Annotated in this window: 22 protein-coding genes; 14 read left to right on the plus strand and 8 right to left on the minus strand. The window is 55.2% G+C overall.

Annotated elements, in window-relative coordinates; genetic code table 11:
• The first annotated feature begins 127 nt into the window (after positions 1-127).
• Both IDH45_RS15695 and trmB read left to right on the plus strand, forming a co-directional pair.
• Entirely contained in the window at positions 128-334 is a 207-nt protein-coding gene (locus tag IDH45_RS15695; RefSeq protein WP_190929071.1) for a hypothetical protein, read from the plus strand.
• A 345-nt stretch (positions 335-679) separates the two neighbouring features.
• Positions 680-1,396, plus strand: a complete 717-nt coding sequence (trmB, locus tag IDH45_RS15700; RefSeq protein ID WP_190929072.1) for a tRNA (guanosine(46)-N7)-methyltransferase TrmB — start codon at positions 680-682, stop codon at positions 1,394-1,396.
• A gap of 65 nt (positions 1,397-1,461) precedes the next feature.
• Here the strand turns inward: trmB and IDH45_RS15705 are convergent, their stop codons facing one another.
• The 3 genes from IDH45_RS15705 to IDH45_RS15715 form a co-directional block, all read right to left on the minus strand.
• The gene (locus tag IDH45_RS15705) at positions 1,462-2,205 is read right to left on the minus strand and encodes a sulfite exporter TauE/SafE family protein (RefSeq protein WP_190929073.1); all 744 of its coding nucleotides are present in this window, start codon (positions 2,203-2,205) and stop codon (positions 1,462-1,464) included.
• A gap of 316 nt (positions 2,206-2,521) precedes the next feature.
• Positions 2,522-3,634 carry an MGDG synthase family glycosyltransferase gene (locus tag IDH45_RS15710; protein ID WP_190929185.1) on the minus strand — a complete coding sequence of 371 codons (1,113 nt, stop codon included), beginning with the start codon at positions 3,632-3,634 and terminating at the stop codon, positions 2,522-2,524.
• Positions 3,635-3,694: 60 nt separating this feature from the next.
• The gene (locus IDH45_RS15715) at positions 3,695-4,222 is read right to left on the minus strand and encodes a phosphatase PAP2 family protein (RefSeq protein WP_190929074.1); all 528 of its coding nucleotides are present in this window, start codon (positions 4,220-4,222) and stop codon (positions 3,695-3,697) included.
• A 287-nt stretch (positions 4,223-4,509) separates the two neighbouring features.
• Between IDH45_RS15715 and IDH45_RS15720 the strand changes: the two genes are divergently transcribed.
• The 12 genes from IDH45_RS15720 (at position 4,510) to IDH45_RS15775 (ending at position 19,742) form a co-directional block, all read left to right on the plus strand.
• Positions 4,510-4,986, plus strand: coding sequence for a hypothetical protein (locus IDH45_RS15720; RefSeq protein WP_190929075.1), 477 nt, complete (start codon positions 4,510-4,512; stop codon positions 4,984-4,986).
• 12 nt (positions 4,987-4,998) lie between these two features.
• Positions 4,999-6,237: a glycosyltransferase family 2 protein gene (locus tag IDH45_RS15725; RefSeq protein ID WP_190929076.1), complete on the plus strand. Its 1,239-nt coding sequence runs from the start codon at positions 4,999-5,001 to the stop codon at positions 6,235-6,237.
• 337 nt (positions 6,238-6,574) lie between these two features.
• A complete protein-coding gene (gene infC, locus IDH45_RS15730) occupies positions 6,575-7,075 on the plus strand; it encodes a translation initiation factor IF-3 (protein WP_190929077.1) in 501 nt (166 codons plus the stop codon).
• Between the two features lie 22 nt (positions 7,076-7,097).
• Positions 7,098-7,298 (plus strand): 50S ribosomal protein L35, encoded by a 201-nt coding sequence (gene rpmI / locus IDH45_RS15735; RefSeq protein ID WP_190929078.1) that lies wholly within the window; start codon positions 7,098-7,100, stop codon positions 7,296-7,298.
• 68 nt (positions 7,299-7,366) lie between these two features.
• A complete protein-coding gene (gene rplT / locus IDH45_RS15740; RefSeq protein ID WP_190929079.1) occupies positions 7,367-7,726 on the plus strand; it encodes a 50S ribosomal protein L20 in 360 nt (119 codons plus the stop codon).
• 107 nt (positions 7,727-7,833) lie between these two features.
• Positions 7,834-9,813 (plus strand): PQQ-like beta-propeller repeat protein, encoded by a 1,980-nt coding sequence (locus IDH45_RS15745; protein WP_190929080.1) that lies wholly within the window; start codon positions 7,834-7,836, stop codon positions 9,811-9,813.
• Between the two features lie 87 nt (positions 9,814-9,900).
• The gene (locus IDH45_RS15750) at positions 9,901-11,523 is read left to right on the plus strand and encodes a hypothetical protein (RefSeq protein ID WP_190929081.1); all 1,623 of its coding nucleotides are present in this window, start codon (positions 9,901-9,903) and stop codon (positions 11,521-11,523) included.
• A gap of 485 nt (positions 11,524-12,008) precedes the next feature.
• Positions 12,009-13,754 (plus strand): biosynthetic-type acetolactate synthase large subunit, encoded by a 1,746-nt coding sequence (gene ilvB / locus IDH45_RS15755; protein WP_223836706.1) that lies wholly within the window; start codon positions 12,009-12,011, stop codon positions 13,752-13,754.
• On the plus strand, positions 13,751-14,242 hold the full coding sequence (ilvN, locus tag IDH45_RS15760) for an acetolactate synthase small subunit (protein WP_190929082.1): 492 nt from the start codon (positions 13,751-13,753) through the stop codon (positions 14,240-14,242). The genes ilvB and ilvN overlap by 4 nt, the downstream gene beginning before the upstream one ends.
• A 162-nt stretch (positions 14,243-14,404) precedes the next feature.
• A complete protein-coding gene (gene ilvC / locus IDH45_RS15765) occupies positions 14,405-15,397 on the plus strand; it encodes a ketol-acid reductoisomerase (protein WP_190929083.1) in 993 nt (330 codons plus the stop codon).
• A gap of 341 nt (positions 15,398-15,738) precedes the next feature.
• A complete protein-coding gene (locus IDH45_RS15770; RefSeq protein WP_190929084.1) occupies positions 15,739-19,152 on the plus strand; it encodes an Ig-like domain-containing protein in 3,414 nt (1,137 codons plus the stop codon).
• Positions 19,153-19,370: 218 nt separating this feature from the next.
• Positions 19,371-19,742, plus strand: coding sequence for a VOC family protein (locus IDH45_RS15775; RefSeq protein ID WP_190929085.1), 372 nt, complete (start codon positions 19,371-19,373; stop codon positions 19,740-19,742).
• Between the two features lie 30 nt (positions 19,743-19,772).
• Here IDH45_RS15775 and IDH45_RS15780 read toward each other — a convergent pair whose 3' ends face one another.
• The 5 genes from IDH45_RS15780 to IDH45_RS15800 all read right to left on the minus strand — a co-directional run bounded on the left by IDH45_RS15780 (position 19,773) and on the right by IDH45_RS15800 (position 26,842).
• Complete coding sequence (locus tag IDH45_RS15780; protein ID WP_190929086.1) at positions 19,773-20,951, minus strand: Ger(x)C family spore germination protein; 1,179 nt, start codon at positions 20,949-20,951, stop codon at positions 19,773-19,775.
• Complete coding sequence (locus IDH45_RS15785; protein WP_190929087.1) at positions 20,948-22,405, minus strand: spore germination protein; 1,458 nt, start codon at positions 22,403-22,405, stop codon at positions 20,948-20,950. Before IDH45_RS15785 ends, IDH45_RS15780 begins: the two co-directional genes overlap by 4 nt.
• Positions 22,398-23,501, minus strand: a complete 1,104-nt coding sequence (locus IDH45_RS15790; protein WP_190929088.1) for a GerAB/ArcD/ProY family transporter — start codon at positions 23,499-23,501, stop codon at positions 22,398-22,400. The genes IDH45_RS15785 and IDH45_RS15790 overlap by 8 nt, the downstream gene beginning before the upstream one ends.
• Positions 23,502-23,768: 267 nt before the next feature.
• On the minus strand, positions 23,769-24,968 hold the full coding sequence (locus tag IDH45_RS15795) for an aminotransferase-like domain-containing protein (RefSeq protein WP_190929089.1): 1,200 nt from the start codon (positions 24,966-24,968) through the stop codon (positions 23,769-23,771).
• Between the two features lie 110 nt (positions 24,969-25,078).
• The gene (locus IDH45_RS15800; RefSeq protein WP_190929090.1) at positions 25,079-26,842 is read right to left on the minus strand and encodes a SulP family inorganic anion transporter; all 1,764 of its coding nucleotides are present in this window, start codon (positions 26,840-26,842) and stop codon (positions 25,079-25,081) included.
• Between the last annotated feature and the right edge of the window lie 100 nt (positions 26,843-26,942).

A 26,942-nucleotide genomic window follows, 5' to 3' on the forward strand; every position in this document is an offset into this window, starting at 1 on the left:
AACCTTACATGATATGTTATATTGATCACGAGGAAAACCCTTTAATCCCCGCACTTTTCGCAGCTTCGAATACCTATTCGTCGATTCAGGGCATACTTGTACAAATACTCTTGATGAGGTGAAGTCCATGAATACTGCGTTTGAAATTCCGAACGGCGACGAGACTATCACGGTAGAACTGACGATTAAGGAAGCGATGGCGCTAAGCGGCGGAATCCGATTCCGTCCGGAGAGCAAGGTGGCTCTCAGCGCGAAGAAAAAAGTGAAGAAAGTGCTTGACCGCAAGATGCTGCCGCACAGCGACCGTATCCCGTATCACACTTTGGATCTTTGAACGTTAAGTGCGAGTTCAAAAAGTCCGGTTTTCAGCACCGAGAAGATGGGATGAAGCTAGGAAATGAGGAGCGGAGCGTAGTAGAGCTACGTGAGCACCGGAAGTTCCGGCTGAATTCCATATTCGATGTCGAGCACGCTTTCTGTATCTGCTTCGTGATCAAAAGTGGACTTTTTGTACAACCTCGTTAACCGGATATAAGCCCAGTCACGGGGCGCCGAATCCTATGTACCTTTCGTACGGTGCAGAGGAGGACGGCGCTCTTTTTTGGCCGCGCTTCCCTTTTGAAGGGTTATCCGGTATGATGATAAATCGTACAGGCAATTAACAGTTGGGGGAAAACCAATGCGACTGAGAGGCAGAAAAGGGATACGCGAGGAGATCGAACGGCAGAACGACCTGGTCGTCCTCGAACCGCAGCAGTGGAAGGGCCGCTGGTCCGAATGGTTCGGCAACGACAAGCCGATCTATGTGGAGCTGGGGATGGGCAAAGGAAAGTTTATTAGCGGAATGAGCGTGCAGCATCCGGATTGTAATTTTATCGGTGTGGACATGTACGACGAGCTGATTCGCCGGGCCAGCGACAAGGCGAGATTGGCAGCGGAGCGGGAAGACGGAAGCGCGCCGGACAATTTGGCTCTCGCGCTGTTTAATATCGAGCGGATCGAGGAGATGTTTGCCGAAGCCGAGCTTCGCCGCATCTACTTGAATTTCAGCGATCCTTGGCCGAAAAAGAAACATGCCCGCCGCAGACTGACGCACCCGGGCTTTATAACCAAATACATCCGACTGCTCGACAGCCGGGGCGAGATCCACTTCAAGACCGACTCGCGCTCGCTGTTCGAGTTCTCGCTGAACTCGTTCGCCGATATGAACATCCGGCTGCGCAACATCTCGCTGGATCTGCACAAGGACGGTCCTGCGCCTAACAACGTGATGACCGAATACGAGACGAAATTTTCCGAGCAAAGTATGCCGATCTACCGTCTGGAAGCTGTCATTGGCAGCGACGCGCTGGCGGAGCATGAGCGGCTGTTGAAACGTCCCGAGGCTTCTGTATAAGCCCCGGAACGTTTTTTTTGTTTGGAAGTGCGTGTTCAAAAAGTCCGGTTTTTTGAACAATCTCTTTAAGGGAACAGCAGCCGTATCGCGCCCAGCGCGGTCATGACGAGAATAATCGTCTGGAAATGGGCTTGCGGTATTTTCGGCACGACCTTGATCCCGATCCAGGTTCCGATTAGAACCGGCACCGCCATCCAGGCGCTGAAGACAAAGGTGTCGGCCGTGATCAGTCCCAAAGAAGCGTTGAACGGAACTTTAATGAGATTAACGGCCAGGAAAAACCACGCCCCCGTGCCGATAAAAGCTTGCTTGGACAGCCCCTTCGACAGCAGATATACCGTCATAATCGCACCCGCCACGTTGCCCACCATCGTCGCAAATCCGGCCAAAATGCCCATAGCCGCCTGAAAGTAGATGGTTTGAGTGATCGGGTAACGCATCTTCTGCTCGAGCCGGTCCTTCAGCAGATGAAGCAGCAGCAGCGACAAAATGAGCGTGCCGAGCATCACGGACAGCTGGCTGTCGCCGATCCGGTCCATGACGAAATAGCCGAGCAGAATGCCTCCGAGCACCCAGGGGATGAGGACGATCAGATGTTTCCACACGACGGTCCGGCGATAGTAGGAGACGGCGACGATGTCCGCGGTGATGAGCATCGGCAGGATCATCCCGACCGACAATTTGGCGGGAAACACGATCGCCATCAGAGCGACGCTGAAAATGCCGACACCGGGAATGCCGGTTTTGGAAAAGCCGGTCATCACCGCGGCCGTCACGGCGAGGATGATTTGAGTCCAGTTCAGATCCATAGGATAGGTTCCCCCGTTCGTTTCGTTGATCGTTCCATTCTGGCGGGACGGTCGGCTATCGGTCTGCAAGCATTAATTATACACCCCGTTAAGTGTCCTGAAGGTAAATTTTATGAGAATAAATATGGCGAGCCGTATCGCGCTTGCAGCGCCGGAATTCCTGAGGCAAAGCAAAAAGGCCCCGATCTCCTCCCGCAGAGAAGATCAAGGCCTGGTGCAGAGCGCCCGTTGCAGCGTGATGTATTTGTTTTGGCGGCTGCGCTCCGGCGGCTCTCTAACCCCGTTGCTTCGTACCGACCCCACTTCGTTCGTGACGTTACAGCATTTGCATAATCGCCTGATGGCATGTTCTCGGATTATACTTCTCCGGTTTCCGTGAAGGTCCGCGGTGCACCAGCCGGTTGTCCGGCATCCCGCCGGCAATCTTGTCGAGCCAGTAGTCGACCGTCTGCAGCGATTTGATCTGTTCGCCGAATCCGCGCTCTGTGAAATAAAGGCAGTTTTCTTCCTCCTGACCCGGAATCGGGCTGTAGAACAGCATCGGCAGCCCTTTGGCCAGTCCTTCCGTACAGGTCATGCCGCCGGGCTTCGTAATGAGAAGATCGGAGACGTCCATCAGCTTGTCGATCTCGCGCGTAAAGCCCATAAGCCGGATGTTCGGATGCCGGTAATCGGGATCTTCCGCCAGTCTGGACAGCGTCTTCTCGTTGTTGCCCAAGCAGATGATCAGTTGAACCCGCTCCCGCCAACGCGCCATGTGTCGCAGCAGCTCCTCGTGCCGGACCAGTCCCCAGCCGCCGCCCATAACGAGCACGGTAGGCATCGCCTTCAGTCCGAATCGTTTCCGCAGCTCATCCTTGTTGTGGTGCTCCCAGAAGTTCGGATGGACGGGAATGCCGGTTACTTCGATATGCGAATCGGGTACGCCGCGAAGCAGGAGCTTGCCCTTCACTTCCTCGGTGGATACCAGATATTTGTTGACCTCCGGATTGATCCAGGTGCCGTGCGCATCGTAATCGGTAATGACGGTGCACAGCGGAATCGACAGTCCGGCGCGCTTCAGCCGCGAAACGACGGCGCTTGGAAACGGATGGGTACACACGATCGTATCGGGCCTCAGCTGCTTGATGATCTCGGCGGTCTGCCCGTAGAAGATCCGGTGCAGCGCCAAGCGGGTGAGCCGGTTCAGCGACTTCTTGTACTGCGAACGGTACACGAGGCCGTAAAGCTTAGGTTGCGAGGTGATCGTTTTCCGGTAAGCGGAAAAAATCAACGGAGCCAGCGTCGGATGCAAAAACGATCCAAGTTCCATCACCCGCGTCTGCAGGTCCGGAGAGAGCTGGCGAAGTCCGACGGAAAGCGCATGTGCGGCCTGGGTATGGCCGGCACCGAAACCTTCGGAAAGCAGCAAGATCCGTTTCTTTTGCAAGATCGTCACCTGACCTTTACCTTCAAAAAGGTGTATACCTGATTCTAACAATAATCGATTTTAACCGGCGATTGCAACCGCAAGAAGTCCTATACCCGAGCCGATCACGGCTCCCGCTAAGCAATCCGACGGATAATGGAGCCCGAGATAAATCCGCGATAAACTGACCAGGGCCGCGATCGGCAGCAGCACATACCCGAGCGGGGGGAAGGTTGCGACGATCGGCACGACGACCGCAAAGATGGCGGTCGAATGACCCGAAGGAAACGAATGGTCGGTCAGCGGATTTTTGCCGGTTCTCGTCTCCGGCATAACCAGATATGGCCGTCTGCGGGGATAGGTCCGCTTCACGATCGCGACCGGAATATGACTGACCGCGAGCGCGATCAGGCTGCCCAGGGCGGCCTGCCTCCATACGCCGCTGCCGAACAGGGCGAGCAGCAGGGTGGACGCGATGGTGAAGGTCGCCCCGCCGAGATGCGTAATCGTACCGAGAATAACGTCAAGGATGCTGTTTCGCGCTTTATGATTGACGAGAAAGAAGAGCTGGCGCTCCCGCTGCTTCAGCCAATTGACGATTCGATTCATAGCGCCGATCCCTCCTTCATAAATTCATGGAGATTGCGTATATTCAACCGTATTGTAAGCTACAATTGTTACTGGAGTGTTAAAACAGCGGTGAAACGGGTTAATTCTATATAGTTATGCCGATGAATCAAGCCGCTACCTATAAATTGTATATGGGGAGGCGATGCCAGACAAGTTTACTGTGAAAAAAATGTACACAATCCGCCAATAAAGGCGAATTCACCCTGCGTGAAATAAAAGGGCGCTGGGTCTTTAGTCGAGGCGGGTCACCGAATTTTACCAGGGGGATGAATGGTTCGCACGGGAAGGGAGCCTGGAGCCTGGAGCCGCACATACAGCGTCACATAAGGGTTTGCGACGAAGATGCGGATAAGGGCAGCGCTTACTTGACCCCTGCAGAGAAAAAAGTCGAATTTGGCGAAAGCGCATGCATAAAATTAGGACCCGGCCAAGGTTGTTTTCGGGACAGGCGGCCAAGTATAATAGGGGTGCGGGCGGCATGTAAGGTAAAAAAAGGTTTCCTTCTCGGGCATCAGTTGCAAGTAAAACCGGCGCAAATGGATGAAAATAAGAAGGAATCTGCTGGAATGCGCGAGCCTGCAGTTTCCGTCGGCCGGAAATTCCTTTTTCCCTGCAATCTGACTAAAACGAGCGAAAAAGGGATTTTGACAAATGGTTGCAAAGAGAGGAAAATCATATTCGGCTACGTCAACAAAATAAAAACATACACCGAACCATATGTAGAGAGAAAATTTCGGGTGTAAGGGGGTCACATCATGCCGGACATTATTATCTTGGTCGTGCAGGTGCTTCTGGCTTGTCTCGGAGCGTACTCACTGTTTTTCTCGCTCTTCGGATTTTACCGGAAAAAACGCACGGCGCACTTTAACGCCCAGAAAAGGTTTGCGGTTCTTGTAGCCGCCCACAACGAGGAACAAGTAGTCGGAGCGCTGATCGAAAACTTGAAGCACCTGGATTATCCGAAGGAGCTGTACGACGTTTTCGTCATCTGCGACAACTGTACCGACCGGACGGCCGACATTGCAAGAAGCATGGGCGTCTACGCCTGCGTCCGCAACAATCCTAGCTTGCGCGGCAAAGGATACGCCATCGAATGGATGCTCAAAGAACTGTGGAAAATGCCGAAATCGTACGACGGAGTAGTCATTCTCGATGCCGATAACCTGGTGAACGACGACTTCCTCCAGCACATGAATAACGAGCTCTGCTCGGGTTCCAAAGTCATTCAAGCTTATCTCGATACGAAAAATCCGAACGATTCGTGGATTACGGCCGCTTATGCGGTCACATACTGGTTCTGCAACCGCCTCTGGCAGTTGCCGCGCACAAACCTGAAGCTGGCCAACTTCCTCGGAGGCACAGGCATGTGCTTCGATTCTACCCTGCTCAAGGAAATGGGCTGGGGCGCTACCAGCCTGGTCGAGGATCTGGAATTTACCGTCCGCTGCGTCAAGCGGGGCATCAATCCGACGTTCTGCTACGACGCCAAAGTTTATGACGAAAAGCCGCTCACGTTTAAAGCATCCGCCCGTCAAAGGCTGCGCTGGATGCAAGGACATTTCGAAGTCGCGCGCCGTTACTTTTTCCCTTTGCTGTGGCAAGGGATTCGTGAACGCAGCTGGGCGAAGATCGATACGGCGATTTACACGTTCAACGTGTACAACGTCCTGCTCGGTTTCGTATTCAGCGCCATCCTGTGGATCGATATCGCGCTTCCGGGTACGCCGCATTTCTCATCGCTTTACGACTATGTGCCGACATGGCTGCTCACTGTCGTAACGGCGGCCGTCTACCTCGGATTCCCGCTGGCTATGGCATTCGAGAAGGTCAAATCGTGGAAAATGTACGCATCGCTCATCACGTATCCGATCTTCCTGGCATCGTGGTGGCCGATTACGCTGTACGCCTTTTTCACTCAGAACAATAAGCAATGGAGCCACACGCAGCATACCCGCGTCATCCGGCTCGAGGATGTTCAAAGCAAGCAAGTGTAACGCCGCCGCCTGCGGTTGACAAGAAAGGCTAAACGTAGTATAGTATTCGAGTGTTCATAATCGTAACCAAGCAGAGGCGCCCGCTTCTCACCTTGGCCGACCGGAGTCGGCGGGTCTACAACGAACGGAACGAACCTTGTTCAAAGTTCAATTTGTCATCGTAAGATGTGGGCGATTTCTGTCCGCATCTTTTTTATTTTGTATCCGATTGTCGGTCCGGAGCGTCCCGTACGTTCCGGAATGGTTCCGGGCACCCCCGCTAGTACCCGGAATCATCTGCAAGCTTTATGTTTTTGGGGGACTACTTAGGAGGTGGAACGCTATTAGTAAAGATCATATGATCAATGAGGAAATTCGCGCCAAAGAAGTGCGGCTCATCGGTCCCGACGGTGAACAGCTCGGTATCAAATCGTTTCGCGAGGCGATGCAGATTGCGATCGATGCGAGTCTGGACCTCGTAAACGTGGCTCCGACGGCTAAGCCGCCGGTATGCCGGGTCATGGATTACGGCAAATACCGTTATGAAATGCAGAAGAAAGAAAAAGAAGCCCGCAAAAACCAAAAAATCGTTGAGATCAAGGAAATCCGCCTGACCGCAACGATCGACGAGCACGATTTTCAAACGAAGCTTCGTAACGTCGCGAAGTTTTTGCAAGACGGCGATAAAGTGAAACTGTCCGTCCGTTTCCGCGGACGCGAGATCACGCACGCCGACATCGGGCAAAAGGTGCTGGAGCGAATGGCGGCCGAAGTCGAGAACGACTCGATCGTGGAACGCCGGCCGAAGCTTGAAGGCCGCAGCATGATTATGATTTTGTCGCCGAAACCGCAAAGCTAATCTAACGAGGAGGACTTTCCATATGCCTAAGATGAAAACGCACAGCAGCTTGAAAGACCGCATCAAAGTTACCGGAACCGGTAAAGTAAGAAGACAAAAAGCTTACCAGAACCATTTGATGTACGGTAAAGCCAAAAGCCAGAAGCAACGCCTGGGCAAATCGCCGATCATGGCGGCCGGTGATGTAGCTCGCTTGAAGCAGCAAATCGCCAACTTGAAATAATCGTCGATTACGAATATCAATAGCAGCCGCCCATAACGGCGCAATAACGCTCAGGAGGTATCCCACACATGGCAAGGGTAAAAGGCGGAATCGTCCGCGCACGTCGTCGCAAAAAAATTCTAAAGTTGGCCAGAGGTTACTACGGCTCCAAACATAGACTGTTTAAAACCGCAAACGAGCAAGTTCTGAAATCGTTGACTTATGCTTACCGCGATCGTCGTCAAACGAAGCGTAATTTCCGTAAGCTCTGGATCGTACGGATCAACGCAGCAGCACGGTTGAACGGCTTGTCCTACAGCAAGCTGATGCACGGCCTGAAATTGGCTGGCATCGACGTAAACCGCAAAATGCTCGCCGATCTGGCGGTTAACGATCTGAAAGCATTCACGAGCCTGGCTGACACAGCTAAGCAAAAAATCAACGCTTAATCATGAAGAAGGCTGCCCTCCGGCAGTCTTTTTTTGCCTTAGTTGAAGTGGAATCCGTTATCCCGGACCAAGGGGGCGCCGTATAAGTTTCGGCCCGGGAAGCGGTGTTGATCAATGAACGGGAGGTGCTCGTCCTGGTATCGCCTTATGAATATGCCGGACCCGTATCGCTGGGAGATGCTACGCTTGTGGCCAGAACGCAAGGAGGGGCGATTGCGGGCGGAGAGCTGTATTTGGGCACGAACGGCTCGCCGTCGACCTTTTATGCGGTGGATGCTTTGACCGGCCGAGTGAACTTCAAGGAGCCGCTGCCGGGACACGACGTGATCTGGGCGGTGGTCGTCGGATCGGACAACTATGTATACATAGGCGGAACGAATACCGGTTATTTGCTTCGCTACAAACCTGACGAGAAGGTTCTTGAAAATCTCGGAGCGAATCCGTCGAACAAATGGATCTGGGACCTGGATGCTTCGCCGGACGGCCGCATCTACGGCTCCACGTATGCGCCGGGAGCGGGCAAGGCGTTCGTCTACGACATCGCCTCGGCTTCGTTTGCCGATCTGGGGGTCGTTCAGCCCGGACAGGATTATGTGCGGGGCGGCGGCGTATCCGGCCGTTACTTCTATGCGGGGACCGGTACGACGGCTCATTTGTTCCGGTACGACCGCGAGAATGGAGAGAAGACCGAGATTCCGCTGCCGATCACCGGGTCGGCTGCATCGATCTCGAACATATGGGGGTATGGCGGCAAGCTTTTCGTCGCATACGGGACGTCGCTGCTTGTTCTGGACGAGCTTACGTACCGGGTGATCCGGCAGATCGACTGGTTGTCCGCTCCGGCTTTCGACGGAATGCTCTCTCCGCCTTCGCCGTATAACGGAACCTTGATGTATTACCGCAACAAAAACACGTCTGCACTGTGGACCTACGATCTGTCCAGCGACGAGACTGCGCCGGCGGAGCCGGATCTGGCGCTGCCGAGCCATTCGTGGAGAGCCGCTAACTGGATGCGGATCGCGGAAGGGCCGAAGACGGGGCGCCATGTGCTGGTCGCTTTGACGAACGAAATCGAGCGGATTTTGTATGATCCGATCGACCATACGATAGAAGTGCTGCAGACGCAGGTCCGGCCGAGTGGGATCGAGGTGCAGTCGCTGGAAACCGGGCCCGACGGGAACTTGTATATGGGCGGCTACCAGGGCGCGATGAGCGTATACGACACGGCCGCAGGCCAATTTGCCGTTCAGGAGAAAGAGCCGCATCAGATTGAGGGGATCGGCTTTTTGAACGGGAAAGCTTTCTTCGGCTTGTACGGCGGCGCCGTCATCTGTGAATACGATCCGACGAAGCCGTTCCGGATGGGCGATAATCCGTTCGTCGCGTACGAGATCGAAGACGAGCAGAGTCGTCCGTTTACGTTTGCCGCAGGCGGCGGCAAGCTGTTTATCGGGACGATCTCGGGCTACGGCCAGCTTGGAGGAGCGTTGACTATATACGATCCGGCAGCCGGAACCTGGAACGTGCACCGTCATGTGGTGAACAACCAGAGCGTCATCGGGCTCGCTTATCGGGACGGTCTCGTGTACGGAGGTACCTCGATCTGGGGCGGGCTCGGCATTCCGCCTTCCGAAACGGAAGCGCGCTTCTTCGTATGGGACGTCGCTAAGGCGGCCCGGACAGCGGAGCTGAAGCCCGAGGTTCCCGGATTTATTTCGCCGCAAATGATCGGGGAGTTGAGCTTCGGGCCCGACGGACTGCTGTGGGGGATTATGTGGGGGAGAGCGGAGGAGGCGGACAGCGCGTGCGCTTTGTTCGCGATGGACCCGCTGACCCGGACAGTCGTCAAAAGCCGCGTCATATCGGAAGGCGACAGAGGGAGCGCGTGGCGGCCGTTCTTCCTGAGATGGGGCGGCGACGGAATGCTGTACACGACGATCGGTCGCCGTCTGCTCGTCTTCGATCCCCGGACGCTCGACTCGCGTTTGCTGACGGACAAACCGGTGAACCTGATGACGCTTGGCCCGGACGGAAGCGTTTATTATACGCAAGGGGCACAGTTAATCAAGCTGCAGGTGCGGAAGTAGCCGGGATTTCTTGTAAGAGCGGGCTTTGGCCGGATGAGGAACACCCAAGCTTTACGCGTATATAGCGGAAATGGAGGAGCGTTAGGCATGAACAACAAGATTACGAGCTGGTCAGCGGAGCCGGCGATCCGGTTTGCGGCGGAAGAATGGGCGCGTCTTGCGATGCAGTATGGGGGAAGGCTGAGGGCGGTTGCTTCCGATGCCGCCGTAACGATCACGACGATAGACGAAGCTCTGGAGCACGGGTGCAGCGCACGGCTTCAGGCGGAACTGGCCGATCAGCGGGAGCTGAAGCAGGGCAGCTACTGGATGGAGGTAAAGGAGCGCGAAGTGCTGCTTGCGGGGCTGACGCCGGCTGCGGCTCTGTATGCCGTCTACGACTTTTTCAAAGTGTACGCGGGCGTGCATTGGATCTATCCGGGGGAGGAACCGGCGCTGTCCGATGAGCTGCCGGGTCCGGAAGGGGAGGCCCGCTTGTACGAGCCGTGGTTCGGGCGCAGAGGGTTCGTATTCGAGAACATCTACGACCCCGCCTTCATCAGCGATATGATCGACTGGATGGCCAAAAACCGGGTAGGCGAAATTTTCTTTACGTTTATGTTATGGGACAACATCCGCGATACGGTCGCGCCGGAAATCGTCAAGCGGGGCATGGACATCACACTCGGCGGACACAGCATGAAATTTTTCCTCGATAAGGAAGAGGCTTTGCACAGACAGTCTGCGGATCATCCTTACATGGCCAAACGTCAGCTGGATTATGGGGACCCGTCCTGGCAGCAATCGGTGATCGGGATGATCGCGGACTATTGCGCCGATGTCCCCCGTCTGACCCGGGTGTCGTTATGGCCCGAGGACGTCTCCTCCCAAAGCGAGACGTTTCTGGAGCTGTACATCCGGCATACGGAGCAGTTGAAGCGGAAATTAAACGACAAGCTGCCCGGCGTTGAAGTGGAGCACATTTCCTATAATGCGGGGTTGTCCTGGAAGATGCTCGACCGGGGAAGCATGTCCGGCTCCCGGGAGATCGACACGCTGCTCGCCTTCTGGGGCAGAGATTACCGGTACGGTCTGGAGGAGTCGCCGTCGTTGTCCGACCGGAAAGCGGACCGGATCGAGCGCGATTGGGCGGCGGAAGCGCACAGGAATGGCACGAAGCTGACGATTTTCGAATATTACAGCGATCATTATATGTTCTCCGCCCTGTTCCCGAGCATCCCCAGCCGAATAGTGGCCGATATGGCCTATTTTCGCGAGCTGCAGGCTGACGGCTTGACCAACCTCGTCGTACCTTGCCCGGGATATCCGGATTACGACTGGAAATGGGCGCAGGCGTTTAACGGCTACGTATTCTGCAGAGCGCTCTGGGGCGAAGATTTAAGCGCCATTTTGAACGATTACTACACCTACTATCCTCCGGAGCAGAGGGAGCCGGTCAAAGCTTTGCTGGAGCTTGTGGAGAACGCCGCCGCCGAGGTCACGGGCTGGAACATCCCGCTGTTCCCCCACCGGATCGTCGATGCGGATAAAATCCCGGAGCAGGAGAAGGCAAAGGCGCGCGACAAGGTCACGGCTTTGCTCGAGAAACTGAGTGCAGGGCTCGATCAAATACAGACTCAAGCGGCCCCGGGCACGCGCGCCGGCAAAGCTTTCGATTATGCGAAACATCTGGCCGAGCTCGCCGATCTGAAGAAGAAGGAGTGGAGCTGACGGCTTCCAGATCATTCCGGGACACGATTCGGATCGAAGGGTATTGACTATTCGGACGGTAGTGATATAATATGTCTAACATTGACTTCAATTAATTGTCGTGATCGGCTATGATGAGGACGAAGTGACAAAGGCCCTTATGTACCAGAGAGCTTAAGGATCAGCTGAAACCTAAGCCATAATCCTTTGTCGACGAGCTCACCTCGGAGCTGTTTCCCTGAAAAACGGTATCTTGTCAGATGCTGCGCTAGTAGGGGGAATCGGAATGGCACACGTTACCGTGCCGCAAGTATCAGCCGACCTCGAGGAGCTCGTACTTGCTAAGGCTTTGCGCTGTGAGGCGCATTGCAAACTTGGGTGGTACCACGGAAGAGCTAACCCCTTTCGTCCCGTTCGCGCATTCGCGCGCTTCGGACGAAAGGGGTTTTTTGGTTTCGTCTGAAGCATATACCGCAGATGGTTAATCTTTGAGAGGAGGGTCACTTATGTGTGCTCAAATGGAAGCGACACTGTCTAAGGAACAACTTCGCCGCAAGCTGCTTCAGCCGGACGTGATTACCGGGTCGGAGATTTTGCTTCGTTCACTGCTTTTGGAGGGAGTGGATTGCGTCTTCGGCTACCCGGGCGGAGCTGTATTATACATTTACGACGCGATGCATGGCAATCCGGATTTCAAGCATCTGCTCACCCGTCACGAACAAGGCGCGATTCATGCCGCTGACGGCTATGCGAGGTCTACCGGGAATGTCGGTGTCTGTATCGCGACTTCCGGACCGGGAGCAACCAACCTCGTCACCGGAATTGCTACCGCGTATATGGATTCGGTGCCGCTCGTCGTCATTACCGGCAACGTAGCGACCCAGTTTATCGGAACCGACGCGTTCCAGGAAGCGGACATTACCGGCATCACGATGCCGATTACGAAGCATAGCTACTTGGTGCGCAAGGTCGAGGACCTGCCGCGTATCATTCATGAAGCGTTCCATATCGCCAACACTGGACGTAAAGGTCCTGTCCTGATCGATATTCCCAAGGACGTATCGGCGCTCAAGACGGAATTTTACTACCCGGACAAGGTCGAGATTCGCGGCTACAATCCGACGACCCAGCCGAACAAGCTGCAAGTCGACAAGCTGCTCCAGGCGATCGAGCAGGCGGAACGTCCGGTCATTATCGCCGGCGGCGGCGTCGTCTACGCGGACGCGGCTCCGGAGCTGGTCGAATTCGTGAACATGACGCAAATTCCGATCACGACGACCTTGCTCGGACTCGGCGGATTCCCGAGCGGCCACGAGCTGTGGATGGGCATGCCGGGGATGCACGGCACGTATACGGCGAACCATGCGATTCAAAATGCGGATCTGCTCATCTCCATCGGTTCCCGCTTCGACGATCGCGTGACCATGAACCTGGACGGCTTCGCGCCGAACGTGAAGACGGTCGCCCATATCGACGTCGATCCGGCGGAGATCGGCAAAAACATTAAAACCGACATCCCGGTCGTAGGCGACGTAAAGGCCGTACTGCAGCTCGCCAACCAGAAGGCGAAACCGGCCAAATCGCAGGAATGGATCAAGGAGATCGCCGCGATGAAGCAGCAGCAGCCGTTGCGGTACAAAGACTCGGATACCGAGCTGAAGCCGCAATACGTTATCGAGATGATCAACGAGACGACGAAGGGCGAAGCGATCGTGACGACCGACGTCGGCCAGCATCAGATGTGGGCTGCGCAATATTACAAGTTCCAGAATCCGCGCTCGTTCATCTCTTCAGGCGGACTCGGCACGATGGGCTTCGGCTTCCCGTCGGCGATCGGGGCCCAGATGGGCAACCCGGATAAGCTGGTCGTCTCGATCAACGGTGACGGCGGGATGCAGATGTGCGCCCAGGAGCTGGCGATTTGCGCGATCAACAACATTCCGGTGAAAGTCGTGATTATTAACAACCAGGTGCTCGGTATGGTACGCCAGTGGCAGGAGATCATCTATGAGAACCGCTACAGCCATATTGACCTGGCCGGCAGCCCGGATTTCGTGAAATTGGCGGAAGCGTACGGCGTTAAAGGACTTCGTGCGACCAATAAGGAAGAAGCGCGCCAAGCTTGGCAGGAAGCGCTCGATACCCCGGGACCGGTCGTCATCGACTTCGTCGTGCCGAAAGGGGAGAACGTCTTCCCGATGGTTACGGCGGGCAGCACGTTAAGTCAGATGATATTGGGGGATTCGGAATGAGTACGATGAAGCATACCATATCCGTTTTGGTCAATAACCAGCCTGGCGTCCTGCAACGCGTCTCCGGATTGTTCGGACGCAGAGGGTTTAATATTGAGAGCATTACCGTCGGGGAGTCCGAGGAGGCGGGCCTGTCGCGCATGGTTATCGTGACGACGGGCGACGCCCGGACGCTCGAGCAGGTGCAGAAGCAGCTGTACAAATTGATTGACGTCATTAAAGTAGTCGACCTGAGCTCCCATCCGATGGTAGCCCGCGAGCTCGCTCTTATTAAAGTAAGCGCCGAGCCAAGCATGCGGCCGGAAATTCTCGGCATCGTCGAGACGTTCCGCGCGGCTGTCGTCGACATCGGCCCGAATTCGCTGATCGTTCAAGTGGTCGGCGATACGACGAAGATCGATGCGATGGCGGAGCTTCTCAAGCCGTACGGCATCCGGGAGTTTTCCCGGACGGGTATTACCGCAATGATCCGCGGCATGGTGAAGTAACGGATCGGCTATTCTAAATTTAACCCGCTTAAGGAACACATTAGCAGCCCTCGAGCGGGGGTCCAAGGGGACGAGCCTGCCGCAGCCCGCGCTGTTCGCCGGTTCGCCGCCTCGGACGCCCGCTCACAGGGTTGTTAGAAAAATCGAGGAGGAACTTATTCCATGGCAGTAACAATGTATTATGAAAAAGACGCTGACTTAAGCGTACTCTCCGGCAAAACGGTTGCAATTATTGGCTACGGCAGCCAAGGTCACGCTCAAGCGCAAAACTTGCGCGACAGCGGTGTAAAAGTCATTATCGGGCTTCGTCAAGGCCGTTCTTGGGACCAGGCGAAAAACGACGGCTTCGAAGTTGTTTCCGTTGCAGAAGCAGCTAGCCGCGCGGATCTGGTACAAATTTTGATGCCGGACGAAACGCAAGCGAAAGTATACAATGAAGAGATTGCGCCAAACCTGAAAAAAGGCGCAGCGCTTGTATTCTCCCACGGCTTCAACATCCACTTCGGCCAAATCGTGCCGAACGCGGACACCGACGTATTCATGGTCGCTCCAAAATCGCCGGGTCACCTCGTTCGCCGCGTATACGTAGAAGGCTTCGGCGTACCGGGCCTGATCGCCGTATACCAAGACGCTTCCGGCAAAGCGAAAGACCTCGGTCTTGCTTATGCAAAAGGAATCGGCTGCACCCGTGCGGGCGTTATCGAAACGACGTTCCGCGAAGAAACCGAAACCGACTTGTTCGGGGAGCAAGCTGTATTGTGCGGAGGTACTTCGGCGCTTGTTAAAGCGGGTTTCGAGACGCTTGTTGAAGCCGGCTACCAGCCAGAAGTTGCTTACTTCGAGTGCTTGCACGAGCTGAAGCTGATCGTCGACCTGATGTATGAAGGCGGTCTGGCTGCAATGCGTCACTCCATCTCCAACACGGCTGAGTACGGCGACTATGTGACCGGTCCTCGCGTTGTAACGGACGAAACGAAGAAAGAAATGAAGAAAGTGCTCGAAGATATCCAAAACGGTACGTTCGCGCGCAACTTCATTCTCGAAAACCAATCGAACCGTGCGTTCTTCACAGCTACTCGCCGCCGCGAGTCCGAGCATCAATTGGAGACGGTTGGCCGTCAGCTTCGTGAAATGATGCACTGGATCAAGAAATAATAAGTAGGTATCTTAGGACTAACTCTCCCGCACATATGCGGAATAGAAGTTCAATCTCCCATTATGGGGGATTGAACTTTTGTGTTATGTGGGGGGGATACGCCTAGGGGGAGGAACCTGAACACGCAGAAGAAGGCGGAAATCACCCAGCAGCCCTTCCTTGGATAGGCGGGAAGGGTTTTTTGTGCTGGAATTAAACATAGACGGGAGAGCGTCACGAAAAGTTGCAAGATTTATAAAAATATAAGTATAAAGTTATTGTCCATTTTTGTCGATATAAAGAGGAGACGTATTGAAAGTTTACAAAAAGCGTGTCCTCAGCGGAGGAGCGGAAGAAAGGAATGGCCGATTTGACGCAAAGGAACAAACGGACAAGCTTGTTATCCGGGTTTAGATGGAAGCAAATCAGTATCGTCATGATGCAGTTCATTCTTATAGCCGCCCTGGTCATCGGGCCTGGTACGGGACGGGCATGGGCCGCGGAAGAAATCTCGCGTCTTGTGTTATCCAAAAATGCGTTGTCGTTATCGGTGGGCGACTCGTTCTCCTTGACGGCGACGGCTATTAACGTAAATGGCTCGACATCCGATGTCACGATAAAAGCGATATGGAATGCGGATGCGAACAATCCGGACGTCGCTTCCGTATACGCGGGCAACATCGTAGCCAAGAAGGAAGGAACGGCGTACATTACAGCGACTTATTTGGGAAAAACCGAGGTCGTCACAGTGAACGTCCACAAAAAAGTGCGCAGCCTGGACAAGAACAAACAGTCTCTATCCAAGCGCGTTGGACAATTTGAGCAGATTACACTGGAAGCGACCTATACGGACGGGCAAGTCGAAGACGTAACGTCCAAAGCGGAATGGAGAACCGAAAGCGATCTGGTCGCATCCGTCGTGAACGGGAAAGTGACGGCGGTCGGCTCCGGGAAGACGAACGTCATCGCGACCTACGGCGGCAAAACCGTTACCGTGCCGGTCAGCGTAGATATTGTACGCCGGCTCGACCCTTCCGTCGAAAGTATCGATTTGCGCGTAGGCGGCACCGACGACGTGAAGCTGATGGCGATGTTCGAGAACGGCGATACCGACGATGTGGCCGCCCTCGCCGAATGGACGTCTTCGAACGGAAGCGTGGCGGATATATTTAAAGGAGTCGTAACTGCTTACGGCGCCGGACAAGCGACCTTAACGGGAACTTACGGCGGCAAGTCGGCTACGATTATCGTCAATGTAGAGACGGTCAAGAAACTGGAAGCGAGCAAGACTGATTTGTTCCTGAAGATAGACGGGTCTGAGACCATTACGCTGACGGCGTATTATGCCGACGAGAACAACACTAGCGAAGTGGTGACAGCCAAAGCGGAATGGTCCAGCAGCGACGAGTCGATTGCCGACGTAGAGGACGGTACCATTACCGCCAACTCGGTCGGTCAAGCGACCATTACGGCAAGTTATGGTACGAAAACCGTAACGATCACTGTCGACGCTGGAATCGCGCGCAAGCTGGAAGCGGACAAAACGTCGCTATCAATGCGCAAGGGAACGGAAGAGACGATCAAGCTGGAAGCGATCTTTGCGAGCGGCAATGCGCCTGAGGACGTAACCGGACTGGCGACATGGTCTTCGAGCGACGAGAGCGTCGCTTATGTATCGAAGGGTAAAGTACGCGCCAATGGAAGCGGAGAGGCGACGATTAAGGCCGAGTACGGGGACAAATCGGTATCGATTCCGGTTCAGGTCGATACGGCCCGCGTATTAAAAGTGACGCCTTCGACGCTTCATGTCAAAGTGGGCGACGAGAATACGGTCAAGCTCGAAGTTACCTATGCGGACGGCAATAGCGAGGACGTTACCACCAAAGCGCAGTGGAGCTCCGACAAGCCGGAAGTCGCCGACGTCATTAACGGCAAGATCACCGCGCTCGGGACTGGCCAGGCGGCCATTACCGGCAGTTTCGGCGAGAAAACGGCGGTCGTGACCGTGAATGTAGAGCTGGCGAAAAACTTGACGCTGAGCAAAAGCGATATATTCCTGAAAGTGGGCGGCACGGATAATCTGACGCTAAAAGCAACGTTTGCAGACGGCGGAGCATCAGTGGACGTTACCAATCTGGCGGAATGGTCTTCGGACAATGCCGACGTGGCCGATGTTGTGGACGGTCAGATCCGGGCCTATAAGGTCGGCCAAGCGACGATCTCTGCCACTTACGGTTCCAAAACCGTTACCGCCGCAGTAGACGTAGGCATAGCCAGAAAGCTGGAGCTGGACAAAAAATCGTTGTCGCTGCGCAAAGGGGAAGCGGCTCCGAAGCTGGAGCTGAAAGCTTATTATGCAAACGGCACCAGCGAGATCATCACCGATTCCGCAGAGTGGAGCTCGGAGGATCAAGCGGTAGCAGTTCTCGAATCCAAAGGGATCGTTAAAGCGATCAGCTCCGGGGAAACGAAAGTTACGGCGAAGTACGGAGATAAAATCATTACGATTCCGGTTTCTGTAGACCCTGCTTCCAAGCTTGAAGCGGATAAGGTGAAAGTGGAGCTCCAACCGGGCTATACGGCGGAAATCAAGCTGACGGCTACTTACGAAGATGACAATACGGAAGACGTCACGTCCAAGGCCGAATGGATTTCCAGCAACGAGTCGATCGCAACGGCCGACGACGGCATAATCCGCGCGGTCGATCGCGGGGAAGCGGTCATTACGGCGAAGTATGGCAAGAAGACGATCAAAATTACGGTCAGCGTCGGAGCGATGGAATCCCTCACCGCTAACGAGAAAACGATCTACCTGAAGGAAGGGGAAGGCAAGCAAATCCTTCTCACGACCAAATACAAGGACGGCACTTCCAAAGATTCGACAAGCGAGGCGGCCTGGAGCTCATCATCCTCGAGCGTCGCTGAAGTGTCCGGCGGATACGTGACCGCGGTCGGAAGCGGCAAATCGACGATTACGGCCAAGGTCGGAGAGAAGACGGTTACGATCTCCGTACAAGTGGAGCTGGCCGACCGGCTGATGCCGACTCACCGGAGCGTCGTAATGCGCAAAGGCGATAATTTGCAAGTCGGTTTGACGGCAACTTACGGCAACGGTACAACGGAGGACGTTACGAATAAAGCGGTATGGTCCGTTTCTTCCGCCAAGGTAGCGGACGTATATAACGGTCTGATTACAGCGTTCGATAGCGGCAGGGTAACGGTGACGGCCAAGTACGGAGCGAAGGTAATTACCATTCCGGTCGAAATCGACACTGCCCAGAAGCTGACCCTGAACAAGAAATCGGCCGAGCTGAGATCGGGTCAAAACGAGCAGTTAAGTTTGACTGCGACGTTCTCCGATGGCTCGACGCGCGACGTAACCGGTGAAGCGGAATGGACGACACGCTCTTACAAGATCGCCGACGTAAACCATACGGGCCTCGTTAGCGCAGTCAGCTACGGGAAAACGACGATCACTGCCAAATACGGCAGCAAGACGGTATCGATTCCGATCGAAGTAGACAGCTTGAAATATTTAAAAACGAACGTCAAAACGATCGAGATGAAGGTCGGAGAGACGAAGCGGGTCAATTTGACGGCGACTTATCGCGACGGGCTTGATGTAGACGTAGCCGGCAAAGCCGAGTGGAAAAGCTCGCGTGACGCAACGGCAGACGTCAAGGACGGAGCCATCACGGCTTATGCCAAAGGAACGGCTACCATCACAGCCAAATTCGGCGGCAAGACGGCTACTTTGAAAGTGATTGTGAAGTAACGGCGTGATCGCTGAGATCGCCGCCGGGCTCAAGGAATAGGCAACGAAACCGTCATACAGCGCGAATGTGCTGGGTGACGGTTTTTTCCGTATGGTACAGTTTACTGGCGCCCGAATTTGGATGACAAATCCAATCGAAGCTGGTAATATACTATTAAGGAAGTCCCACTGTATAAAATATGGTTTCATTAGATGGAACTACTAAGGAGGGATAGTCCATGTCATATCGCTACGCAGGAATCGATCATGTCCAATTAGCCGCACCGAGAGGAAGCGAGGAAGAAGCGCGAAGCTTTTTTGGCAGCCTGCTCGGTATGGAGGAGATCCCGAAGCCGGAAAATCTCCGCAAGCGGGGAGGCGTATGGTTTCGCTGCGGGGTGCATGAGCTGCATATTGGCGTGCAGGACGATTTTGTTCCGGCCTCCAAGGCGCATCCCGCCTTCGAAGTACACGGAATCGGGGAGCTTCGCAGCAGGCTGGAGGAGGCAGGAATTAGCGCTAACGAGGATGAGCCCATTGCCGGCAAGACCCGCTTCCATATCCGGGCCCCGTTCGGCAACCGGATTGAGTTTGTGGAAAACAACGTCTGACCGGAAAAACAGAGGCAGCCTTCGCTTCATTCAGCGGGCTGCCTGATTTTTATATTTGCCGGTGAATAAAATATGGGCTTGTACTTGAATCGATTCGAGCGACTGCTCGTTCAACGGGAATTGGTCCGCGAACAGCTCGTGCCATTGGGCGGGCTGTTTTTTGTACAGCGTGTTCCCGATCTGGAGCAGATCGAGCTTTTGTTTCACTCCTGCCTGATAAGCATCGCGAATCTGGTTCTCGATAGCAGCCGCCGCTTCGTGTTCGAGGGCAGAGAGGCCGATATCGGCAGACAACTCGTTGATCGAACCGTGAACGGTTAAGCGAAGCCGGCATTTTACCTGGCCTTCGGACGGCCGGGCCGAGCATTCCAGCCGCGGCTTCGGCTTGTTCATGACAAGGGCGGCGACAAGCTCTCCGTTTTTGTACACATGAAGGGGAGTGCGGATCGTCTCCGGGTGAAGCCACCGCAAGCCGGTAAAGCTTTCGTGCTGCACGGTGCCAACGAATTTTCCGCCCGCAAAGGCAAAGGCTCCATGCATGCGCAGCATACCGAGCGGTTTTTGTTCCATTTTCCAATTGCCTTTGTGCAGCTCCAGTCTCGGCAGCAGAACCGTCTCGGCCGGTTCATTGAATAACGAGATGAACCGCTGGGACTGAAGCGGAACGACCACCGAATTTTGCCTGAACGGCTCTCCGGGCTGATGAAGAATCGAGCTGAGCGGCGTCAGGTTGAACAGTGGAGAAGTGGCGAACAGCTTATCGATTGGTTCGCTTGTACCGAACACCCATTTCGTATACCGGATCTCGCGGTACCGGTTGACCAGATCGATCAGTTCGTTCAGCCCTTTCCGGATAAATCGCTCACTGTATACAAGCGACGTGACGTGGCCCCAGAACAATCGGAGCTGGGACGTGCCGTACAGGTCGAAAAACGCCTCGTTCAACGACTGTCCGACTCCCGTTCCGACCCAGATCGGCGCCTTCTGGGCGGTACCGACGGTCGCACCCTCTGTTTTGGCCACATTGCCGAAGCTGATCAACTGGACGTAGACCCGGTATAGCTGATCCTCGTAATCGACTCCGATAGCCGAAACGTAAGCGACGTCCTGGATTTCTTTGGCGTCCCAGCAGCCGCTCAGTAGCAGAAGCAAGACGGCTTGCAGGAAGAGCAGCGGGCGCCGGATTCGGCTCCGCGCAGGTGGTCTCATACCGGATCTCTCCCCGCTCCGGATTTCGGGTCCGTCCGTTTCTTCTTTTGAAAATATGGAGTAATGTACTTCCAAGGGACCCGGATGACACCCTGCAGAAAGTCGCCCAGGGATAAGGGACTGACCGGCCACAAGTAAGGGAGTCCGAACGACTGCAGACGGACCAGATACAACACGAGCGACAAAATGCTGAGGATAAAGCCGAACATGCCGAGCAGGGAAGAGACGAGAAACACATACAGGCGTAGGACGCTGACCGTGCCGCTCAGCTTCTGGTTAACAAGCGCGGACGTAGCTACGGCGGTAATCGAGCCTACCACGACCATCGACGGCGAGACGAGGCCGGCACGGATCGACGCTTCGCCGATGATCAGTCCTCCTACTACGGTTAACGTTTGCCCGACGGTTTTGGGCAGACGTACTCCGGCCTCCCGGAACAGCTCCAGCAGCAGAAGCATAAGCGCCATCTCGAGCGGGGCGGACAGCGGAATTCCGTTGCGGGATACGGTGATCGTAGCAAGCAGCGGGAACGGGAGCTGGTCGTGATTGTATTGGACGAGAGCGATCCAGAAACCGGGCAGAAATACGGCGGATACGAGCCCGACCAGCCGGAGAAGGCGCCCGAACGAAACCATCAGGAATCCGAACTGGGCATCTTCGGGACTTTTCAGCATATGCAGCAGGTTGGAGGGAGCAATCAGCGCAAGCGGGATGTTTTCCATCAGCACGATGACTCTGCCGCGCATCATGCAGCTGATCGCAAAGTCCGGTCTGCCCGTATAGTTGAACAGCGGAAAAACGGCAAACGGCGAGTCGCCGAGTATTTCCTCGAGCTGGGAGGCGCTGATGACGATTTCCGGTGTTGCCGCTTGCAGCCTGCTGCGAATTTGCTCCAAGCATTCCCGCTCTACGCGGTCGGACAAATAAAAGAGGCCGATCCCGGTTGCGCTTTGGGTGCCGAGCCGATAAGTTTCGTAGAACAATTGACGGGATCGCAGCCTTTTGCGGATAAGCGCCGCATTGGTCGCCATATGCTCGGTAAAGCCGTCGCGCGGGCCAAGCACGGACATTTCCATGTTCGGTTCTTCTGGGCGGCGTTCGGGACTGCTGCAAATTTCCACGTCGATCAGTCGGCCCGTTTCCTCGAAGGCGATCAGCAGACGTCCTTTGAACACGAGTTGGGATATAGCCTCGATATTGCCGGGGTCCTCGATCGGGTTGCTGCGCAGGCCCGGAATATGGAGTCCGTCCGCACCCAAGGAAGGATGGAAGCCGTTGAGCAATGCCGGCATTACGGTCTGATCGATCCGGTTCATATCGCACAGCCCGTCGCAATAGAGCAGCACATAGCCGGGGCTGCCCGGAGCGGTACCGGCGGATACCGGCTGGATGATGACGTCGGCGCAGTTTTCAAACCATTGGCGGAACTTGGCTTCGTAAGTCGAATCAGGCATCGGATCGTTTACTCCTTCCTCTGTCCGTATGGAGCCATGATGCAACGGTCACGGCCAAAGAGAAAACTAGCAGAATCCCAAAGGAGGCCGGCAGCCAGCAGCGGCTCAGCGCGTAATAAAAGGAGGCGTCGCTGATCGGGCTGATAGCGAAAATGACGGCAGCGGCGCCAATCAGCAGCAGCAGCCACGTTTTCTTTCGCTCTGAGCGAAGACCGGAGAGCTGGCCGAGTAAATACAGCGATAAGGAGATTCGGATAAATGCGCCGGTCATCCACTGGTAGATCGATAAAAAGTCGACATGCTCGATATATTTACCGATTTGTACAAGCCGCCACTGCTCGTAGGCGGGGTAACGCTGCTTGGCAGCTTCGGCCGGACCGAACTCGGAGATGGCGCCCATGATCGGCCCAAGCGTCAGGCCGGCCAGGACGAAGCCGATCAGCAGCAGCCACTTCGCTCCGACCGGACGTTTCAGCCGATGCTGCAGCAGAACGATCAGCACAAGCTCGACATAACCGGCGCCGAATAACGGAATCGCGGTGATCGCCGGAACGGGACCTTTTTCGAATACCGGAATGAGTAGGTCGTAATGTTTATCGGGAATGTTGGCAGTCATCACGAATAGTCCGAACAGGATGACGAATGGCAGCAAAATGCCGTTGGCCAGCGTGATAGCGGATAAGCCGGAGGCCGCGGCGGCCAAACATAGAAGCATGAATACCGAGCCGGTAACAACCAACGGAGTTTCGGGCAAATAATTGGTCCGCGTCCAAGTTAAAGTATCAAACAAAGTCACCGCCACACTCCCGATTAACGCGACAAAGGGCAGCGTCAAAATAAGCTTGGACCCGAGCGGACCTGTCTGATCGCGCAGCCACTCATTCAGCGGCTTGCCGTTCATCTTCCGGATCACCAGGGCGGGGAGCAGCGTCCAGAGAGCCAGAACGACGAACCCCATCAGTACGGTCGTCCAGGCGTCGCGCCCGGCGATATCGAGGATGGCGGGAATGACGAGAACGTGGTTCATGAAGCCCACGCTGCCCATAAACAGGAAAAATAGCAGGATGGCGGAGACGGATTTGTTGTCGATTCTCATCGCCTTCTCTCTTAAGAGCTTTGCGGAGCAAAGCTGGCATCGTAAGCATAAGCTGAGCTTTGCGGAGCAAAGCTGGCATCGTAAGCATAAGCTGAGCTTTGCGGAGCAAAGCTGGCATCCGGACAGGTTGCCGTTATGTCCGTAATATGGCCGAGTTGGCAATAATTATTCACTCGCGCCCGACAAAGTCAAACCAAACAGCCCGCCTTCTCCGTCAAGGAGAAGGCGGGCTGCTCATCATCCGGCGTTTTCGAGCCGGTCCCGGGTTTATACGTTCTGCTTGTAAGCGTCCAATGCTTCGGCAAGGCGGTTCAGACCGAGCTTCATATTGGCACTGTCCGTGTGTGTAAAGTTCAGGCGCATCGTGTTGCGGCGAGGGTTCTCCGCATAGAAGTCAACTCCGGGTACGAATGCGACGCCTTTCTCGACCGCTTTTTTAAGGAGCTCCGAAGCGTCGATTCCTTCAGGCAGTTCGACCCAGAAGAACATGCCGCCCTGCGGCTCGCTCCAACGCAGATCGGAGAACCGGCTGTCCTGGAGCAGCGATTTCATCAGCTCCATCCGGCGGCCGTATTCGCTGCGGATCGTCCGGATGTGGGCATCCAGATCGAAGTTCGCCAGCAACTGGTAGAGCGCCTGCTGGTCGAGCGTGCTGGAATGAAGATCGACCGCTTGCTTGGCTTTGGCCATCTGAGCGATCACATGCGAATCTCCGACGATCCAGCCGGTCCGAAGCGCAGGCACGACCGTCTTGGAGAACGTGCTCGTATACAGCACGGCGCTGTCCTCGGGATGCTCGTCGAGCGACATGATCGACGGATAGTTGGCGTTCGGGTCGAACTGGATCTCTCCGTAAGGATCGTCTTCAAGAATCAGCACATTGTTCGGCTTACAGAGCGCGAGCAGTCCTTTGCGGCGTTCGACGCTCCATACTTTGCCGGTCGGATTGGCGAAGGTTGGCGTGACATATACCATTTTGGGGCGGTATTGCTTCAGCTTCGCTTCGAGATCTTCCATCAGCATGCCGTCATTATCGGCTTCGACGCCGATCACCTGTACGCCGCTAGCTTTGAAGATTTGCAGCGCAGCCAGATAAGTCGGATTTTCAACCAAAATGACATCGCCTGCGCTTAAGTAAATGCGCGTAAGCAAATAAATGGCCTGCTGCGAGCCTGTCGTGATCAGCATGTTCTCCGGCTTAACGTGAACGCCTTTGCCGGCCATTCGCTTGCAAATCTCTTCGCGCAGCGGAGTGTAGCCTTCGGTAAGTCCATATTGCAGCGAGCTTTTGCCTCCATGCTGGAAGACGCGCTCGAATGCTTCCTTGACGGCTTCGATCGGGAAGTGGTCCTCCGCGGGGAGCCCTCCGGCCAGCGAAATGACCGCGTTTCCTTGGGTCAGCTTCAAAATTTCACGTACCGCGGACGATTTCAGGCCGTCGGTAAAACTGGAAAATGTGTAATTCATAAGGGTTCTCCCTTCCTTTCGCATACAACTATTGTACCCGATTTTGAAAGTGGTTTCTATTTTTTTTGTCAAGGTTCGACTTTTGGTCCAATTCAGGAAGGGAGAGGTGATTATCCCGAGACGCCGGCGGACGAAGGCTGGGCAGCTCCCGGGTCGGGCGAAGGAACGGCTTGCGACAGTCCGGCGCACTCGCGGAAGGCGGCCTGCTTGCAGCTCAAGCATTGTTTCTTGTCCAGATACGTAAGCGCGTAACGGATCGCGTCTCCGGTATGGTCGAAAAACCGCTCCTCGCCTATCGTTTCGTACAATCCGGTTCTCCGGATCACTTCCATAGGCTGCGTGCGAATTTCCGCGACAAGGACGGTACCGCCGAATTTGGCGAAATGTTCGACAAGGCTCGCAAGGTTCGATTCCCCGGTCGTATCCATGAAAGGAACGTCGCCCATCCGCAACACCAGCACGTTCGGCCGGTCATGGATGGTGTCCATAATGGATTTCTCGAACATATTGGCCGCTCCGAAAAATAACGGGCCTTCGATCGTATAGATTTCGATTTGCGGACAACCGTGCCCTTCCGCCGCAATCGACGCGCTCACTGGGGACTGCGGAATTTTCGGATCGGGCAGCACTTTCGCTACAGTAAGCATCTCGCCCATCCTTTTGACGAACAGCAGCAGAGCCAGCAAAATACCGATGCCGACGGCCGTCGTCAAGTCGGTCCAGACCGTGAGCAGAAACGTAAGAAGCAGGACAAGCGAATCGCTCGTGCGGCTCGTCAGGATACGGCCGAATTCTTTGCGCTCGCTCATGTTCCAAGCGACCATCATCAGAATCGGGGCCATCGCGGCCAGCGGAATATGGGACGCCAGCGGAGCGAGAGCGAGAAGCACGACGAGGACAAAGACGCCGTGTATGATGCCGGACATCGGCGTGACGGCGCCGGTACGAACGTTGGTGGCCGTGCGGGCGATCGCCCCGGTGGCAGGGATGCCTCCGAACAGCGGCGTGACGATGTTGGCGATGCCTTGGCCGATCAGCTCCCGGTTGCTGTTATGGCGGCTTCCGGTCATTCCGTCCGCTACTACGGCGGAGAGCAGCGATTCGATGCTGCCAAGCATGGCGATCACAAACGCTGGTCCGGCCAGCTCTCTTATTTTGTCCCAAGTCAGGGCAGGAACATGAACGCTGGGCAGTGAGCCCGAAATCTGGCCGTATGCCGAGCCGATCGTAGCGACCTGATCCCGGAAGAACACGTATGCGATCACACTCGTTACGAGAAGGCTGATCAGCGAGCCGGGAACTTTTGGCCATAGCCGGGGCGAGATGAGAATGACCGCCAGGCCGATAGCAGCCAGAGCGACGCTGTAGAAGTTAAGGGTAGACAGATGTAGAAAAATTTCTTTCATATTCGCCCCGAAAAATTCGTGCCTCTGCACATCCTTCAGGCCAAGAAAGCTGGGGATCTGGCCGCTGAAAATAATAACTGCGATGCCGGAAGTAAACCCGATCGTGACCGGGCGGGGAATGAACTTGATCAGCGAGCCGAGCCGCAGCAGGCCCATGAGAACGAGCAGGACGCCCGCCATCAATCCGGCGATCAGCAGGTCCTCGTAGCCGTGCTGCATCACGATGGCGAACAAGATCGGAATAAAGGCGCCTGTAGGTCCTCCGATCTGGAAACGCGAGCCGCCGAACAAAGAGATCAGGACGCCTGCGACGATCGTCGTATAAATCCCGTACTCGGGTTTGACGCCCGAGGCAATAGCAAAAGCCATTCCGAGCGGAATGGCAATAATCCCTACAAGAATACCGGAGACGAGGTCTTTCCGGAAAGCCGCGGCGTCGTAACGGGCGAATCGGCCGGACCGTATCATGTGCAAACCTTCTTTTCTTTAAATATTTGATTATTTGAATATATGCACTATACTAAGCCGCCGAGCCGATTCCGTCAACTTCCGAATCGGCCGGTTTTCA

This window comes from Paenibacillus oceani (assembly GCF_014705615.1).
In the GTDB taxonomy this organism is placed as follows: Bacteria; Bacillota; Bacilli; order Paenibacillales; family NBRC-103111; genus Paenibacillus_AB; species Paenibacillus_AB oceani.